This window comes from Streptomyces sp. NPDC091682, assembly GCF_044756625.1.
GTDB lineage: Bacteria > Actinomycetota > Actinomycetes > Streptomycetales > Streptomycetaceae > Streptomyces.
Window position 1 is genome coordinate 61,052 of sequence record NZ_JBIVTH010000025.1, and the last position, 15,491, is coordinate 76,542.

Below are 15,491 nucleotides of genomic sequence, written 5' to 3' on the forward strand. Positions count from 1 at the left end.
GTTCAGAGGTGCGCGTAGACGTCGTCGAGGGAGATCCCCCGCGCCACCATCATCACCTGGACGTGGTAGAGCAGCTGGGAGATCTCCTCGGCGGCGGCTTCCTTGCCCTCGTACTCGGCGGCCATCCAGACCTCGGCGGCCTCCTCGACGACCTTCTTGCCGATGGCATGGACGCCCTTGTGGACGAGCTCGGCGGTGCGGGAGGTGCTGGGGTCGCCTTCGGCGGCCTTGCGCTGGAGCTCGGCGAAGAGCTCCTCGAAGGTCTTGGGGGTCTTGTCAGCCATGATGCCCTTAGAGTACGGGCTCACCCGGGTGCCCCGGTGCCGGGGTTCACTCCTTGGACTAGCGCCAGGGCTCGCTCACGGTGCGCAGGGTCATGGCGGTGGCGACCGCGGCGGTGACCGCTTCGTGCCCCTTGTCCTCGTTCGACCCCTCGAGCCCGGCGCGGTCCAGCGCCTGCTCGTCGTTGTCGCAGGTCAGTACTCCGAAGCCGACGGGGACTCCGGTGTCGATCGAGACCTGTACCAGGCCCTGGGTGACGCCCTGGCAGACGTAGTCGAAGTGCGGGGTGCCGCCGCGGATGACCACGCCGAGGGCGACGATGGCGTCGTAGCCGCGACCGGCCAGCACCTTCGCCACGACCGGGAGCTCGAAGCTGCCGGGGACCCGGAGCAGGGTGGGCTCGTCGATGCCCAGCTCGTGCAGGGCCCGCAGGGCTCCGTCGACCAGTCCGTCCATGACCTTCTCGTGCCACTGGGCCGCGATCACGGCGACTCGGAGGTCTCCGCAGTTCTTCACGCTCAGTTCGGGTGCGCCCTTGCCGCTCACAGCTCTGCTCCTTGGTGGTTCGTGATGGGTGGGGTGGATGTGCGTACGGGTGGTGGTGCGTGCTTACTGGTTGCCGCAGGCGGAGGTGGTCACGGGCCCGTCCAGCCAGGGCAGGTCGTGACCCATTCGGTCCCGCTTGGTGCGCAGGTACCGCAGATTGTGCTCGCCGGCCTCCACCGGCATCGACTCCCGGCTGGTGACCGTGATGCCGTGCCGGACCAGGGCGTCGGACTTCTCGGGGTTGTTGGTCATCAGCCGGACGCCGTGCACGCCGAGGTCGGCGAGGATCTGGGCGCCGGCGCCGTAGTCGCGGGCGTCGGCGGGCAGGCCGAGTTCCAGATTGGCGTCGAGGGTGTCGCGGCCGCGCTCCTGGAGCTCGTACGCGCGCAGCTTGGACAGGAGTCCGATGCCGCGGCCCTCGTGGCCGCGCAGGTAGACGACGATGCCGCGGCCCTCGGCCTTGATGCGTTCCATGGAGGCGTGCAGCTGGGGGCCGCAGTCGCAGCGCTGGGAGGCGAAGATGTCGCCGGTCAGGCACTCGGAGTGGATCCGGACGAGGATGTCGGATCCGTCGCCGACCTCGCCGTGGACGAGGGCGACGTGCTCGACGCCGTCGACGGTGGAGCGGTAGCCGTACGCCGTGAACTCGCCGAAGGCGGTCGGCAGGCTGACCTCGGCCTCGCGGCGCACGGTGGGCTCGGCGGAGCGGCGGTAGGCGATCAGGTCCTCGATGGAGATGATCGTCAGGCCATGCTTGCGGGCGAAGGGGATCAGCTCGGGCAGGCGCAGCATGACGCCGTCCTCGCCGGCGATCTCCACGATGGCGCCGGCAGGGCGCAGGCCCGCGAGGCGGGCGAGGTCCACGGCGGCCTCGGTGTGGCCGTTGCGGACCAGGACGCCGCCGGGCTTGGCGCGCAGCGGGAAGACGTGGCCGGGGCGGACGAAGTCACCGGGCTCGGAGACCCCGTCGGCGAGGAGTCGCAGGGTGGTGGCGCGGTCGGCGGCCGAGATGCCGGTGGAGACGCCGTGGGCGGCGCTCGCGTCCACGGAGACGGTGAAGGCGGTCTTCATCGACTCGGTGTTGTTCGTGACCATCTGGGGGAGCTCGAGCCGGTCCAGCTCGGCGCCCTCCATCGGGGCGCAGATCAGGCCGCGGCACTCGCTCATCATGAACGCGATGATCTCGGGGGTGGCCTTCTCGGCGGCGATGACGAGGTCGCCCTCGTTCTCGCGGTCCTCGTCGTCGACGACGACGACGGGGCGGCCCGCCGCGATGTCGCGGATGGCCTGCTCGACGGGGTCGAGGCGGAAGGTCTCTTCGGGGATGTCGGGCACGGGCTTGAGGCTGGTCATGCCGTTGCTCCTTCCAGGGCCGGGGCGGGGTTGGTGCGGGAACGCTGGTACCAGTCGTAGGCGCCCCACAGCACGAGGGCGAAGTACACGACGTAGACGAGGCCGGAGAAGGCCAGCCCGTTGCTGAAGGCGAGCGGGACGCCGACCAGGTCGACGAGGAGCCAGGCGAACCAGAACTCGACGAGGCCGCGGGCCTGGGCGACCATCGCGACGATGGTGCCGACGAAGATGTACGCGTCGGCCCACGGGCTCCACGAGAGGTTCGGGAAGAGCGTGAAGAGGCCGCCGACGGCGAGGGTGCCGAGCGCCGCACCGGCCAGGAGGAGCCCGCGCTCCTTCCAGGTGGCGGTGCGCACGGCGATGGAGCCGTCCTGGGCCTGCTGGCGGCCGCGCTGCCAGGCGCGCCAGCCGAAGACGGCCACGCCGATGACGAGGAGCTGCTTGCCGACGCCGCCCGCGAGGTGGGCGGAGGCGTAGGCGGCGATGAGGATCAGGCCGGAGAGGAGCTGGGCGGGCCAGGTCCAGATGGAGCGGCGCCAGCCGAGCGCGAGCGCGGCCAGGCCCATCAGGTTGCCGATCATGTCGGACCAGATGACCTTCTGGCCGAAGACGGTGAAGGCCTCCGCGTTGAGCCAGTTCAGGGCGGTCACTGCTCGTCTCCCGCCGCGTGCAGGGGGTTCACGCCGGCGGCCAGCAGGCGCTCGACGTACTTGGCGAGGACGTCGACCTCGAGGTTGACGGGGTCGCCGCTCTGCTTGATGCCGAGGGTGGTCAGCGCGAGGGTGGTGGGGATGAGGCTGATGGTGAACCAGTCGGCCGCGGCCTCGACCACGGTGAGGCTGACGCCGTCGACCGTGATGGAGCCCTTCTCGACGACGTAGCGGGAGAGGTTCTTCGGGAGGGCGACCTTGACGATCTCCCAGTGCTCGGAGGGGGTCCGGGAGATGATCTCGCCGGTTCCGTCCACGTGCCCCTGGACCAGGTGGCCGCCGAGCCGTCCGCCGAGGGCCATCGGACGCTCCAGGTTGACCCGGGAGCCCTGGGTCAGGGCGCCGAGGCTGGAGCGGTTCAGGGTCTCCTGCATGACGTCGGCGGTGAACTCGCCGTCCGCGGTCTCCACGACCGTGAGGCAGACGCCGTTGACCGCGATGGAGTCACCGTGCTTGGCGCCTTCGGTGACGAGGGGGCCGCGCAGCCGGAAGCGGGAGGCTTCCTCGAGCTGCTCGACAGCGGTGACCTCGCCCAGTTCTTCGACGATTCCGGTGAACACTCAGTGCTCCTTGGTGGCGGTGGCGGTGGCGGTGGGTGCGGGGACGGGGACTGCGGTGATGCGGAGATCGGGGCCGATGTGGACGGCCTCGGTGATGTCGAGGCGCTGCGCGGCGGAGATGTTCTTGATCCCGGCGTCGGCGAGGGCCGCGGGGCCGGCGCCAAGCAGGGCCGGGGCGATGTAGCCGACGACGCGGTCGACGGCGCCGCCTTCGAAGAAGGCGCCGGCCAGGGTGGGCCCGCCTTCCAGCAGGACGGAGCGCAGGCCGCGCTGGAAGAGTCGGGTGAGCAGGTCGTGGACGGCGATGCGGCCGTCGTGCAGGGGCAGCCGGAGCAGTTCGACACCGGGCAGGTGCCGGGTGTCGGCGTCCTCGCCGACGACGAGCAGGGTGGGTGCGGCGTCGTCGAGGATGCGGGCGGTCGGCCGGAGCTCGGCGCGGGCGTCGAGGGCGATCCGCAGCGGCTGCACGGCGCCTTCCACGCCGCGGACGGCGAGGTGCGGGTCGTCGGCGCGCAGGGTGCCGCCGCCGACGAGGACGGCGTCGCTCTCGGCGCGCAGCCGGTGGACGTCGGCCCGGGACTCGGCGGAGCTGATCCAGCGGCTGCTGCCGTCCGCGGCGGCGCTGCGGCCGTCGAGGGTGGCGGCGTACTTCCAGGTGACGTGCGGCCGGCCCAGGCGCACGGAGGTCAGCCAGGCGGCGTTGCCCGCCTCGGCCTCGTCCGCGAGGAGCCCGGCCGTGGTGTCGATCCCGGCGGCGCGCAGGGTGGCGCCGCCGCCGCTGGCCTGCGGGTTCGGGTCGGATACGGCGTAGACCACGCGGGTGATCCCGGCGCCTGCGAGGGCCTGGGCGCAGGGCCCCGTACGGCCGGTGTGGTTGCAGGGTTCGAGGGTGACGTAGGCGGTGCCGCCGCGGGCGGCCTCGCCTGCCGCGCGCAGGGCGTGGACCTCGGCGTGCGGGCCGCCGGCCCGCTCGTGCCAGCCCTCGCCGACGATCGCGCCCGAAGCGTCGGTGATGACGCAGCCGACGACCGGGTTGGGGCTGGTGGAGCCGAGTCCGCGGGCCGCGAGCTCGATGGCTCGGCGCATGGCACGGGTGTCCGCGTCGGGTGCTGCGTGCGCGGCGTGTGTCGCCACCGGGTCCTCCTGCCTCATCGGGCACGGACTCCGGGGCCTGTCGGGATACGACAGATGAAGCGGTACAGCACACAGGGGACGCCGAGGCCGGAGAAACGGTTCGACCGGGCACATCCGCAGGGATGTGCCGATGAACCGCCGACGGCGGCGTACCGGTGACTGGCCCGCCGCGCACTGCCTCCCATCCGGACTTTAACCGTCGGTCCAGGAATCTCACCTGGTCAACCGGCCGCTGGCTGCGGACGGGTCGCGGACTATAACCGCCGGTTCGGAATTACACCGACCCCGGAGTGCGCTGCTACTGGTACTCCAGCCAGTCTGCCATGTCCGATCGGGCGCGATGCGGGTGATGTGGTGTGGCCTGGCTCACAGGGGGTCGGCACCGACGCGGACTTTGTCAAGTCGGACGGGATTGGTCCAGACCTATTGACGGGTTGGTCTAGTCCTCTTAACGTTCCCTTCAACTTCCCGGGAACGGCCCGTCAGATGTGCGCACGTCACGGGCCAACACGCTTCTGCACCAATCCTGTTGCTTCATGTTGTGTCCAGTTGTGTCCTGCATCCTCCCCTCCCCAGGAGGCACAATGCTGTCCCCCACACGTACGAGAGCGATGCTCCTGGCATCCGGCGCAGCGATCGCCGGACTCCTGGTGGGCGGGCTCTCGGCGGGCGTCTCGCACGCGGCCGACAACGAGGGCTGTCGCCCAGACGGGTTGTACAAGACCGCCGGCGTCGACGTCCCGTACTGCTCGGTCTACGACACCGAAGGCCGCGAGAAGATGGGCGCCGACCACCAGCGCCGCGTCATCGGATACTTCACCGGCTGGCGCACCGGCAAGGACGGCGCCCCCGCCTACCTCGCCAACAACATCCCGTGGTCCAAGGTCACCCACCTGAACTACGCCTTCGCCCACGTGGGCTCCGACAACAAGATCTCCGTCGGCGCGGACGGCGCGAACAACGCCGCCACCGGGATGACCTGGCCCGGTGTCGCCGGCGCCGAGATGGACCCGGCCCTCCCCTACAAGGGCCACTTCAACCAGCTGACGAAGTTCAAGAAGCAGTACCCGAACGTCAAGACGCTGATCTCGGTCGGCGGCTGGGCGGAGACCGGAGGCTACTTCGGCGACGACGGCAACCGGGTCGCCTCCGGCGGCTTCTACTCGATGGCCACGAACGCCGACGGCTCCGTCAACCAGGTCGGCATCGACACCTTCGCCGACTCCTCGGTCGAGTTCATCCGCACGTACGGGTTCAACGGCGTCGACATCGACTACGAGTACCCGACCACCATGAAGGACGCCGGCAACCCGCTGGACTGGCAACTGGCCAACGCCCGCCGCGCCGGCCTCGTACAGGGCTACGCGGCCCTGATGAAGTCCCTGCGCGAGAAGCTCGACCGCGCGGGCGCCGCCGACGGCAAGCACTACCTGCTCTCCGTCGCCGCCCCCTCCTCCGGCTACCTGCTGCGCGGCATGGAGACGTTCCAGGTCCAGAAGTACCTGGACTACGTCAACATCATGTCCTACGACCTGCACGGCGCCTGGAACGAGTACGTCGGCCCCAACGCCTCGCTCTTCGACGACGGCAAGGACGGCGAACTCGCGGCCGCCGGCGTCTACTCCACCTCCCAGTACGGCGGCATCGGCTACCTCAACACCGACTGGGCCTACCACTACTTCCGCGGCTCGATGCCGGGCGGCCGGATCAACATCGGCCTGCCCTACTACACCCGCGGCTTCAAGAACGTGCAGGGCGGCACCGACGGCCTGTGGGGCAAGGCGCCCGCGACCACCTGCCCGGCCGGCGCGGGCCTGACCAAGTGCGGCGACGGCGCGGTCGGCATCGACAACCTGTGGCACGACAAGGACACCAACGGGGTCGAGTCCCCGGCGGGCTCCAACCCGATGTGGCACGCCAAGAACCTGGAGAAGGGCGTCGTAGGCGACTACGTCACCAAGTACGGCTTCCCGGCGAACACCACGCTGACCGGCGCATACGTCCGCAAGTACGACTCCACCTTGGTGGCGCCGTGGCTGTGGAACGCGCAGAAGAAGGTCTTCCTCTCCACGGAGGACGAGCAGTCGGTGGCCGCCAAGGCCGACTACGTGATCAACAAGGGCATCGGCGGCACGATGGTCTGGGAGCTCGCGGGCGACTACGCGTACAACGCGGCCAAGGGCCAGTACGAGATGGGCGACACGCTCACCGACACGATGTACCAGAAGTTCAAGTCGGCCTCCCCCTACGGCGCGAAGAAGGCGGGCGCGACCGCGCTGCCCACCCAGGCCGTGGACATCAAGACGGAGTTCACCGAGTTCAAGCTGGGCGACTCCAACTACCCGCTCACCCCGAAGCTGAAGATCACCAACAACACGAACGCCACGCTGCCCGGCGGCACCGAGTTCCAGTTCGACTACGGCACCTCGGCCCCCAACAACGCCTCCGACCAGTCCGGCTTCGGCACGACCGTGATCAGCAGCGGCCACACCGGCACCAACGTCGGCGGCCTGAAGGGCGACTTCCAGCGGGTCTCCCTGAAGCTCCCGGCCTGGCAGACCCTGGCCCCCGGCGCCTCCGTCGACCTGGCCTTCAACTACTACCTGCCGGTGTCCACGCCCTCCAACTGGACGGTGAAGATCTCCGGCACCACCTACGCCCTCGCCGGCGACCTGGCCCGCGGTACGACGACGGTCCAGCCCGGCGGCGGCACCCAGCCCCCCACCACTCCCCCGACCACCCCGCCCACCACTCCTCCCACGACCCCGCCGACCACGCCTCCGGGCGGGACCTGCACCAACCCGGCGTACGCGGCGGGCACGGTCTACAACAGCGGCAACCTCGTCTCCCACAAGGGCCGCACCTGGAAGGCCCAGTGGTGGACGCAGAACGAAGAGCCCGGCACCACCGGTGAATGGGGTGCCTGGAAGGACCAGGGCGCCTGCTGACCCCCGCACCCTGATCCACGGACGAACGTGAGGACCCGGTGGCCCGGCGGCCACCGGGTCCTCGCTCGTTCCGCACGGACCCGGCCTCGTACGCTGCACCGGTGATCACACACATCCCCGCGTCCGACGCGGACTTCGAGGAAAACCGTCCCCGGATGTTCGGCATCGCCTACCGCATGCTCGGCTCCGCCGCGGAGGCCGAGGACACCGTGCAGGAGGCGTACCTGCGCTGGGCGTCGGCGGACCGCGAGGCGATCGAGCACCCCGGCGCCTGGCTCGCCAAGGTCGTCACGAACCTGTGCCTCAACACCCTCACCTCGGCACGGGTCCGGCGCGAGGCGTACGTAGGCCCCTGGCTCCCGGAACCCGTCCTCACCGGGGACGGCACGCTCGGCCCGCTGGAGTCCGCGGAGCAGCGGGACAGCGTGTCCATGGCCCTGCTGGTGCTGCTGGAGCAGCTGACGCCGGTGGAACGGGCCGTCTACGTGCTGCGCGAGGCCTTCACCTACAGCCACCGGGAGATCGCCGGACTCCTCGACCTCACCGAGGCCAACTGCCGCCAGCTCTACCGGCGGGCGGCCGGCCGGGTGGCCACGGAGCGGCCGACCGCGCCGGAGCCGCGCTTCGCACCGGACCCCGAGCGGTGGCAGAGCCTCGTGGAAACCTTCATGACGGCGGCGCGCAGCGGGGACCTGACCCGGCTGGAGGGGCTGCTGACGGCCGACGCCCGCTTCGTCTCGGACGGCGGCGGCGTGGTCAACGCGGCGCTCCGGCCGATCCTGGGGCGGGAGAAGGTGGCCCGGTTCGCGATCGGGGTGCTCAAGAAGTTCGCCGGGGACCTGCCGGTCAGCGTCGCGGAGGTCAACGGGGTACCGGCGCTGCTCTTCGGCGAGACGGGCGTTCTTCTGGTGGAATTCGAGAACGGGCTGGTCAGCGGGCTCAGCACCGTGCTCAACCCGGAGAAGCTGGAATTCCTCCATCGGCAGCTGTCACATTCCTGAGGGCCGTCCGGTCTCCGCTGCTGAAGGAAAGACATCGGCGAAAGGCGGAACCCGTGAGCACCATCCTCGTCACCGGCGGCACCGGCACCCTCGGCGTGCTGGTCGTGGACCGGCTCCGGAGCGCGGGCCACGAGGTCCGGGCGCTGAGCCGGCACGCCCCGGACTACCCGGTCGACCTGGCGGACGGCGGCGGGCTGGACGCGGCGACGGCGGGCGCGGAGGTGATCGTGCACTGCGCGAGCAACACGCGCGGCGGAGGCAAGGACGACGAAGCCGCCACCCGGCACCTCATCGAAGCGGCCCGGCGGGCGGGGACCGTCACCAACGTCGTCTACATCTCGATCGTCGGGGTCGACGTGGTGCCGCTCGGCTACTACCGGACGAAGCTGAAGGTCGAGCGGCTGCTGGAGGAGTCCGGGCTGGGCCTGACCATCCTGCGCACGACCCAGTTCCACGATCTGGTGGCGCAGTTGGTGGACACGGCGGCGAAGCTGCCGCTGGTGCCGGTGCCCGTGCCGAGGGGGGTACGGGTCCAGCCGATCGCCGTCGGTGAGGTCGCGGACCGCCTGGCGGAACTGGCCGTCCCGACCCCGTCGGGGCGGGTCCCGGACATGGGCGGCCCGCAGATCCACACCCTGGAAGACCTGGCCCGCACCTACCTGACCGCGACGCGCCGCCACCGCCGGGTGCTCCCCGTCCCCTTGGCGGGCAAGGCCTACGCGGGCTTCAGGCGCGGTGGCAACCTGACCCCGTCCCACGCGGTGGGCCGCATGACGTTCGCCGACTTCGCGGCGGAGCGGGGGCGGGGGCGCTAGGCGGGGGCTTCGGGGGGGGGCGGGGCTCCCTTGATCGGCATCAGGGTTGCGTATGGGGTTTTCCCGTCAGTCCGATGGTCTCCGTGTCGGGCCGGTCCCTCAAGGGCGCTCCTTCGTCGCGTCGCTTCGCGATGTCGCTGCGCTCCACCCTTGACCGACCGTCCCGCCCCGGAGGAACGAAGACTGCCGGGAAACCCCCAAAAGAACGGGCCGGGGATGCTTTCCAGGGACGGGGCGGTCAGAGACGCCCGTCCTGTCGGGCGCGAAGAGCCACGTCCGAGAGACGGGGCCCATGACAGCCGTCTGCCGGGTCGGGGGAAGCGCCCCCGATCGCTACGCGCTCCTCACCTCACAGCGTCTCCACCCCGTCCTGGGCCGGACATAAGCCGCCCACGGGCCCCAGGCGTTCCCGCCGAGAGCGCCCGACGACCGTCTACGGCTGGGCGTAGGACGCCCACGAGCTCGGGTCCAACGCTCGACCTGTGTCCGACGACCGACCGGGGGCCGCCTCGCACGCCCCTTGACGGAGTTCGACGCCGACAGCGGCGGCCCGTCCTGGACGTTCAGCTCGATGGCAGTGGCCCACCCACACGACGTCGATCTGCCACGGCTCCGACGCAACCAGTCCGCGAACGGCCCAACCGGAGCGAAGTCGAATCGCTCACCACATCGTGCACCTGCAGCGCGGCCGTCGCGAACGAACATCCCAGGACGTCATGAGCCTGAGCGAGTGATGGATCGCGACCCGTTTCGTCATGACCGCGACCGCCGGTCGTCAGCGGCTGATGAGAGCCGATGCGTCGGCCGCTCGGCGTCGTCGGTAGTACGCGACGGTGAGGATCGCCAGGAGCGGGCCCCAGGCGAGGAGGGGGGCGTACGCCGCCCACAGCGCCCAGGCGGCCGGACCGCTGGTAGGGCCTCCTTCGCCGCTCTCGTTATTCGGCTCCACGAAGCCGAAGATCTGGTTCAGGAAGGCGTACGCCCACAACAGCATGAGCAGCGTTGCCCCGAGTGCGGCCGGAGTGACCACCGCCCGGATCGGGATCCGCCTACCGTGCAGCCCCGGCACCCAACGGGGGACGACTTCGCCCCACGGCCGCACCAGCCCGAGGGCGAGCAGCGCGAGTCCTTCGCTGACCACGGACAGGCCGATCACGTAGGGGCGTTCCCACGCCGCCCACTCGTAGTCCGTGTCGTAGCCCGCCAGGCCCAGGACCAGCGCTACACGCCATAACCCCGACGGCAGGACGCAGAGCGGAATGGCGTGGGCCACCCGAACCGCCCAGCGGGGAACGGGCTCGGCGGGCTTGCGGCCGGTTGGCGCGCCGACCGTCATCTCGGCTGCCGGTACCGCCGTGTCCCTGGCGTGCGTGGTCATACGTGCCCTCCCCCGTGAGATCCGACGTTGTCAATCCTCGGTCGCGGGGTGAACCCTCAGCGTCCTCCCCCGGGTTGAACCGATGGGCGACCGCAGGATGACCCGTTCGCACGGGAGGCGTCCGATGACCCCCGTGCGCTGACCCGCATCCACGACGGAATGACCGCTGTCCCACTCTCCTCCGCCCCGGACAGCCGCCGGACGCCTCCCAAAGGAGCGCCAAAGGGGCGTGGCCGGCCTATGACCCGCCCAAGACGGCCGCCGGACGCATACCGGGCGTCGGGCCGAGGTCGTAGGCGGCTTGTGGCCGGCCACAGGCGGTCGTCGGGCGCTCTCGGCGGGAACGCCTGGGGCCCGTGGGCGGCTTATGTCCGGCCCAGGACGGGGTGGAGACGCTGTGAGGCGAGGAGCGCGTAGCGATCGGGGGCGCTTCCCCCGACCCGGCAGACGGCTGTCATGCGCCCTGTCTCTCGAATGTGGCTTTTCGCGCCCGACCAGGCTGGGCGTCTCCGACCGCCCCGTCCTGATCCTTGAACACCCGGCCCGTTCTTTCGGGGGTTTCCGGCAGTCTTCGTCCCTCCGGGGCGGGACGGTCGGTCAAGGGTGGAGCGCAGCGACATCGCGAAGCGACGCGACGAAGGAGCGCCCTTGAGGGACCGGCCCGACACGGAGACCATCGGACTGACGGGAAAACCCCATACACAACCCTGATACCGGCCGAGCGGCTCCCGCCTACCGAAGCCCCCCGCCCCCTACCCCCTACCCCCCGAACAGCACCGCCTGCGCGGCCTCCCGAGCCGCCAGTTCGGCTCCCGCCAGGACCGCCGGGTCGCCCAGGGTCGTGGCGCGGATCTCCGTCGGGACCGGGGTCAGTTTCGCCACGCGGTGGGCGACCCGGGCGGCCAGGGCGGGGCCGCCGGCGCGGCCCAGTTCGCCCGCCAGGACCACGCAGCCCGGGTCCAGGATCGCCGCGGCCGCCGCCGCGCCGAGCGCGAGCCGTTCGGCCAGGGCTTCGAGGAAGGCCTCCCCCGCGGCTCCGGCCACGGCCTCCTCCGCCGGGCCCGCGAAGCCGTGTGCGCGGGCCAGCGCGGTCACGGCTTCGCGGCCCACCAGGGCGTGGAATCCGCCCGCGCAGTCCTCGGCCGACGGCAGTCCGGCGGTGCCCGGTACGGGGAGGAAGCCGATCTCGCCCGCCCCGCCGGAGGCGCCGCGGCGCAGCCGGCCGTCCAGGACGACGGCCGCGCCCACGCCCGCGCCGAGCCACAGCAGGACGAAGGAGTCCAGGTCGCGGGCCACACCCAGGCGCTGCTCGGCGAGGGCGGCCAGGTTGGTCTCGTTCTCTACGACGACCACGGCGGGCAGGCTCCGCTGCAGGGCGGTGACGAGGTCCCGGTGCCAGGCCGGGAGGCCGCTGGTGTCGCGGAGTTCGCCGGTGGCGGGGGCGACCAGGCCCGGGGCGCCCATGACGACGGTGTGCAGCTCGGCGGCGCCGGCCTCGCGTGCGGTGCGCAGCAGGGCGGCCACGGCGTACTCGGGGGCTCCGACGGGCAGGGCGGCTTCGGCGAGGGGGCGGCCGAGGAGGTCGGTGATGACGGCGGTGACCCGGTCGGTGCGCACGTCGAGGGCGGCCAGGTGGGCGCGGTCGGCGACGATCCCGTACAGCTTGGCGTTGGGGCCGCGGCGCTGTTCGCCGGATTCGCCGGCGACTTCGATGAGTCCGGCTTCGGTGAGCCGGTCGACGAGGTCGGCGACCGAGGGGCGGGAGAGGCCGGTCATGGTTTTGAGCTGGGTGGCCGTCAGCGGCCCGGATTCCTGGAGGAGTTGCAGGGCGAGGCGGTCGTTGATGGCCCGGGCCGTGCTGGGCGAGGCGGGGGACGGTACCTGGGTGCTGGTGGGGGCAGGAGTCACGGCGCCCATCCTAGGGAGTTGGGCCCATTATCTATCAGGCAGGGTCCCTGATAGTTTAATCCTCATGACCGGGGACACCGACCTCAGCCCGGCGCGCCTGCGCCATGCCCGCTATGCCATCGCCGCCGTCTTCTGCACCCACGGTGCCGTCACCGGCTCCTTCGCCACCCGTATCCCCTGGATCCAGGAGCACGCCCAGCTCAGCCCGGGCACGCTGGGCCTGGCCCTCGCGGCCCCCGCCGTGGGCGCGGCCCTCGCCATGCCACTGGCGGGCCGGATCAACCACTGGCTCGGCGCGCGGGCCGCGCTGCGGGCCCTGCTCTCGCTCTGGACCCTCTCGCTGATCCTGCCGAGCCTCGCCCCGAACCTGCCCGCCCTCTGCTTCGTGCTGTTCGTCTACGGAGCCACCGCCGGCATGTCGGACGTGGCGATGAACGCGCTGGGTGTGGAGACGGAGAACCGGCTGGGTCGCTCGATCATGTCCTCGCTGCACGGCATGTGGAGCGTGGGGGCGCTGCTCGGATCGGCCGCGGGTACCGTCGCCGCCCACGCCGGGGCCGACGCCCGGCTGCACCACCTGGTCGCCGCGCTGGCCCTGACGGCGGTCGGGCTGTTCGCCGTACAGGGCGTACTGGACCTCAGGGCCGACCAGGAAGCGCAGGCTCCGCCGCACTTCGCGCTGCCGCCGAAGTCGGCGCTGCTGATCGGGGCCGTCGGGTTCTGCGCGGTCTTCGCCGAGGGCGCGAGCCTGGACTGGTCGGCGGTCTACCTGCGGGACGTCCTGCACACGGACGCGGGGCTGGCGGCGGCCTCCACCACCGCCTTCGCGCTGACCATGGCCGTGGCCCGGCTGGTCGGGGACCGGGTGGTGGACCGGTTCGGGGCGGTTCGCACGGTCCGGGCGGGCGGGGTGGTGGCCACGCTGGGCGGGCTGCTCGTGGTCGGGGCCCGGCATCCGGCGGGCGCGCTGGCCGGGTTCGGGTTGATCGGGCTCGGGATCGCGGTGGTGGTCCCGCTGGCCTTCGCGGCGGCGGGGCGCAGCGGCCCGGCCCCGGCGCAGGCCATCGCCGGTGTCGCGACGATCACGTACACGTCGGGGTTGATCGCCCCGTCGGCGATCGGTGCGGTGGCGGACGCGACCTCGCTGGTGGTGTCCTTCGGGCTGGTCACCCTGCTGGCGTTCGGGCTGGTCGCCGGTGCCGCGGTACTGCGCCAAGGGCCGCCGGTGGGGCAGGCTGGGGGCGATCCCGGCGGGGCGGCGGCCACGTCCGGTCCCGCCGACCTCGACGAACCTGCTCAAACCCGGCCGTAATATGTCGACTGGCCGCAGCGGCACGTACCCCGTGCGCTGCGGCCTCGACGTGTGAGCAGCCGGATCGGCGACCGTCCGGAGAAGAGGAGTGGAACATGGGCCTCGGCGTGGGCTGGACCCTGCACGGAGACGGGCGGACTCCCGCCCCCGGGGCGGTGGTCCGGCCGGAGGAGCGGCTGTCGTGGCCGCGGACCGCCGGGCTGGGCGCGCAGCACGTCGTGGCGATGTTCGGCGCGAGTTTCGTGGCTCCGGTCCTGATGGGCCTGGACCCGAACCTGGCCATCATGATGTCGGGCGTCGCGACGGTGATCTTCCTCCTCGCGACGCGCGGCCGGGTCCCGTCGTACCTCGGCTGTTCGCTGTCGTTCGTCGGTGTCGCGGCGGCGATCCGGGCCGCGGGCGGGGACAGTGCGGTGGTCACGGGCGCCGTCTTCGTCGTCGGCGTGGCACTGTTCCTGGCGGGACTGGTGGTCCAGCGGTTCGGCGCCCGCGTCATCCACACGGCGATGCCGCCCATCGTGACGGGCGCGGTGGTGATGCTGATCGGCTTCAACCTGGCGCCGGTGACGGCGAGCACGTACTGGCCGCAGGACCAGTGGACGGCGTTGCTGACGATGCTGTTCACGGGGGCGGCCGTGGTCTGTCTGCGCGGCTTCTGGTCGCGCATCGCGATCTTCCTCGGTCTGCTCTTCGGGTACGGGATCTCCTGGCTCTCCGACCTGCTCTTCGGGAAGATCCACTCGACGTTGGGCGGGGAGGCCGCCGTCGACCACTGGCGGCTCGACCTCTCCGCGGTCGCCAAGGCGGACTGGATCGGGCTGCCGTCCTTCCACGCGCCCGCCTTCGAGTGGTCGGCGATCCTGATCGCCCTGCCGGTGGTGATCGCTCTGATCGCCGAGAACGCGGGCCACATCAAGGCCGTGGGCGAGATGACCGGCGATCCGCTCGACGACAAGCTGGGCACGGCGATCGCGGCGGACGGCGCCGCGTCCATGCTGTCCACGGCGGTCGGCGGCCCGCCGAACACCACCTACTCCGAGAACATCGGTGTCATGGCAGCCACCCGCGTCTACTCCACGGCGGCCTACTGGGCGGCCGCGGGCTTCGCGCTGCTCTTCGGGCTCTGCCCCAAGTTCGGTGCGATCGTCGCCGCGATCCCGGGCGGAGTGCTCGGCGGCATCACGGTCATCCTCTACGGGATGATCGGCCTGCTCGGCGCGCAGATCTGGATCAACGGCGGGGTGGACCTGCGCAATCCGCTGAACCTGGTGCCGGCGGCGGCGGGCATCATCATCGGCATCGGCGGTGTGAAGCTGCAGATCACCGACAGCTTCGAGCTGGGCGGCATCGCTCTGGGCACGATCGTGGTGATCACCGGCTACCACGCGCTGCGCTACCTCGCGCCCGCGCACCTCAAGCAGGAGCCCCTGCTCGACGCGGGCACCTCCGGCTACGACGAGGGCTCCGGGGACGGCCGGGACAAGCCCCGTTGACGGTGTTTCGCCCGAACCGGGGAAGCGTACGGCCAAGTTCCCCGGATCCGC

Annotated in this window: 13 protein-coding genes and 1 riboswitch; of the genes, 5 read left to right on the top strand and 8 right to left on the bottom strand. The window is 71.4% G+C overall.

Annotated elements, in window-relative coordinates:
- Positions 1-2: 2 nt before the first annotated feature.
- The 6 genes from ACIQK6_RS36720 to ribD form a co-directional block, all read right to left on the bottom strand.
- Positions 3-284 carry a phosphoribosyl-ATP diphosphatase gene (locus ACIQK6_RS36720; RefSeq protein ID WP_329104162.1) on the bottom strand — a complete coding sequence of 94 codons (282 nt, stop codon included), beginning with the start codon at positions 282-284 and terminating at the stop codon, positions 3-5.
- Between the two features lie 58 nt (positions 285-342).
- Entirely contained in the window at positions 343-828 is a 486-nt protein-coding gene (ribH, locus tag ACIQK6_RS36725; RefSeq protein ID WP_030775419.1) for a 6,7-dimethyl-8-ribityllumazine synthase, read from the bottom strand.
- 63 nt (positions 829-891) lie between these two features.
- The gene (locus tag ACIQK6_RS36730; protein WP_329104159.1) at positions 892-2,181 is read right to left on the bottom strand and encodes a bifunctional 3,4-dihydroxy-2-butanone-4-phosphate synthase/GTP cyclohydrolase II; all 1,290 of its coding nucleotides are present in this window, start codon (positions 2,179-2,181) and stop codon (positions 892-894) included.
- Positions 2,178-2,831, bottom strand: coding sequence for a nicotinamide mononucleotide transporter family protein (locus ACIQK6_RS36735; RefSeq protein ID WP_329104158.1), 654 nt, complete (start codon positions 2,829-2,831; stop codon positions 2,178-2,180). The genes ACIQK6_RS36730 and ACIQK6_RS36735 overlap by 4 nt, the downstream gene beginning before the upstream one ends.
- Positions 2,828-3,451 carry a riboflavin synthase gene (locus ACIQK6_RS36740; protein ID WP_329104156.1) on the bottom strand — a complete coding sequence of 208 codons (624 nt, stop codon included), beginning with the start codon at positions 3,449-3,451 and terminating at the stop codon, positions 2,828-2,830. The genes ACIQK6_RS36735 and ACIQK6_RS36740 overlap by 4 nt, the downstream gene beginning before the upstream one ends.
- Positions 3,452-4,603: a bifunctional diaminohydroxyphosphoribosylaminopyrimidine deaminase/5-amino-6-(5-phosphoribosylamino)uracil reductase RibD gene (ribD, locus tag ACIQK6_RS36745; RefSeq protein ID WP_402696822.1), complete on the bottom strand. Its 1,152-nt coding sequence runs from the start codon at positions 4,601-4,603 to the stop codon at positions 3,452-3,454. It lies immediately after the preceding gene.
- Positions 4,604-4,752: 149 nt separating this feature from the next.
- A riboswitch (FMN riboswitch) is annotated at positions 4,753-4,883 on the bottom strand.
- A gap of 286 nt (positions 4,884-5,169) precedes the next feature.
- Here ribD and ACIQK6_RS36750 point away from each other — a divergent pair.
- From ACIQK6_RS36750 to ACIQK6_RS36760, 3 genes are all read left to right on the top strand, one after another.
- On the top strand, positions 5,170-7,533 hold the full coding sequence (locus ACIQK6_RS36750; RefSeq protein WP_402696824.1) for a chitinase C-terminal domain-containing protein: 2,364 nt from the start codon (positions 5,170-5,172) through the stop codon (positions 7,531-7,533).
- A gap of 101 nt (positions 7,534-7,634) precedes the next feature.
- Positions 7,635-8,534 (top strand): RNA polymerase sigma-70 factor, encoded by a 900-nt coding sequence (locus tag ACIQK6_RS36755; protein ID WP_402696826.1) that lies wholly within the window; start codon positions 7,635-7,637, stop codon positions 8,532-8,534.
- 53 nt (positions 8,535-8,587) lie between these two features.
- Positions 8,588-9,349: an SDR family oxidoreductase gene (locus tag ACIQK6_RS36760; protein WP_402696827.1), complete on the top strand. Its 762-nt coding sequence runs from the start codon at positions 8,588-8,590 to the stop codon at positions 9,347-9,349.
- A gap of 775 nt (positions 9,350-10,124) precedes the next feature.
- Here the strand turns inward: ACIQK6_RS36760 and ACIQK6_RS36765 are convergent.
- Both ACIQK6_RS36765 and ACIQK6_RS36770 read right to left on the bottom strand, forming a co-directional pair.
- Positions 10,125-10,727 carry a hypothetical protein gene (locus ACIQK6_RS36765; protein ID WP_402696829.1) on the bottom strand — a complete coding sequence of 201 codons (603 nt, stop codon included), beginning with the start codon at positions 10,725-10,727 and terminating at the stop codon, positions 10,125-10,127.
- 759 nt (positions 10,728-11,486) lie between these two features.
- Positions 11,487-12,644 carry an ROK family protein gene (locus ACIQK6_RS36770; RefSeq protein WP_402696831.1) on the bottom strand — a complete coding sequence of 386 codons (1,158 nt, stop codon included), beginning with the start codon at positions 12,642-12,644 and terminating at the stop codon, positions 11,487-11,489.
- Positions 12,645-12,699: 55 nt separating this feature from the next.
- Between ACIQK6_RS36770 and ACIQK6_RS36775 the strand changes: the two genes are divergently transcribed.
- Positions 12,700-13,947, top strand: a complete 1,248-nt coding sequence (locus ACIQK6_RS36775) for an MFS transporter (RefSeq protein ID WP_402696833.1) — start codon at positions 12,700-12,702, stop codon at positions 13,945-13,947.
- 95 nt (positions 13,948-14,042) lie between these two features.
- Positions 14,043-15,440, top strand: a complete 1,398-nt coding sequence (locus ACIQK6_RS36780) for a solute carrier family 23 protein (RefSeq protein ID WP_329104139.1) — start codon at positions 14,043-14,045, stop codon at positions 15,438-15,440.
- The last annotated feature ends 51 nt before the right edge of the window (positions 15,441-15,491 follow it).

Coding starts and splice junctions, on each gene's coding strand:
- ACIQK6_RS36765 (WP_402696829.1), bottom strand. CDS start 10,727: ATGACCACGCACGCCAGGGACACGGCGGTACCGGCAGCCGAGATGACG.
- ribD (WP_402696822.1), bottom strand. CDS start 4,603: ATGAGGCAGGAGGACCCGGTGGCGACACACGCCGCGCACGCAGCACCC.
- ACIQK6_RS36750 (WP_402696824.1), top strand. CDS start 5,170: ATGCTGTCCCCCACACGTACGAGAGCGATGCTCCTGGCATCCGGCGCA.
- ACIQK6_RS36720 (WP_329104162.1), bottom strand. CDS start 284: ATGGCTGACAAGACCCCCAAGACCTTCGAGGAGCTCTTCGCCGAGCTC.
- ACIQK6_RS36770 (WP_402696831.1), bottom strand. CDS start 12,644: ATGGGCGCCGTGACTCCTGCCCCCACCAGCACCCAGGTACCGTCCCCC.
- ACIQK6_RS36775 (WP_402696833.1), top strand. CDS start 12,700: ATGACCGGGGACACCGACCTCAGCCCGGCGCGCCTGCGCCATGCCCGC.
- ACIQK6_RS36730 (WP_329104159.1), bottom strand. CDS start 2,181: ATGACCAGCCTCAAGCCCGTGCCCGACATCCCCGAAGAGACCTTCCGC.
- ACIQK6_RS36780 (WP_329104139.1), top strand. CDS start 14,043: ATGGGCCTCGGCGTGGGCTGGACCCTGCACGGAGACGGGCGGACTCCC.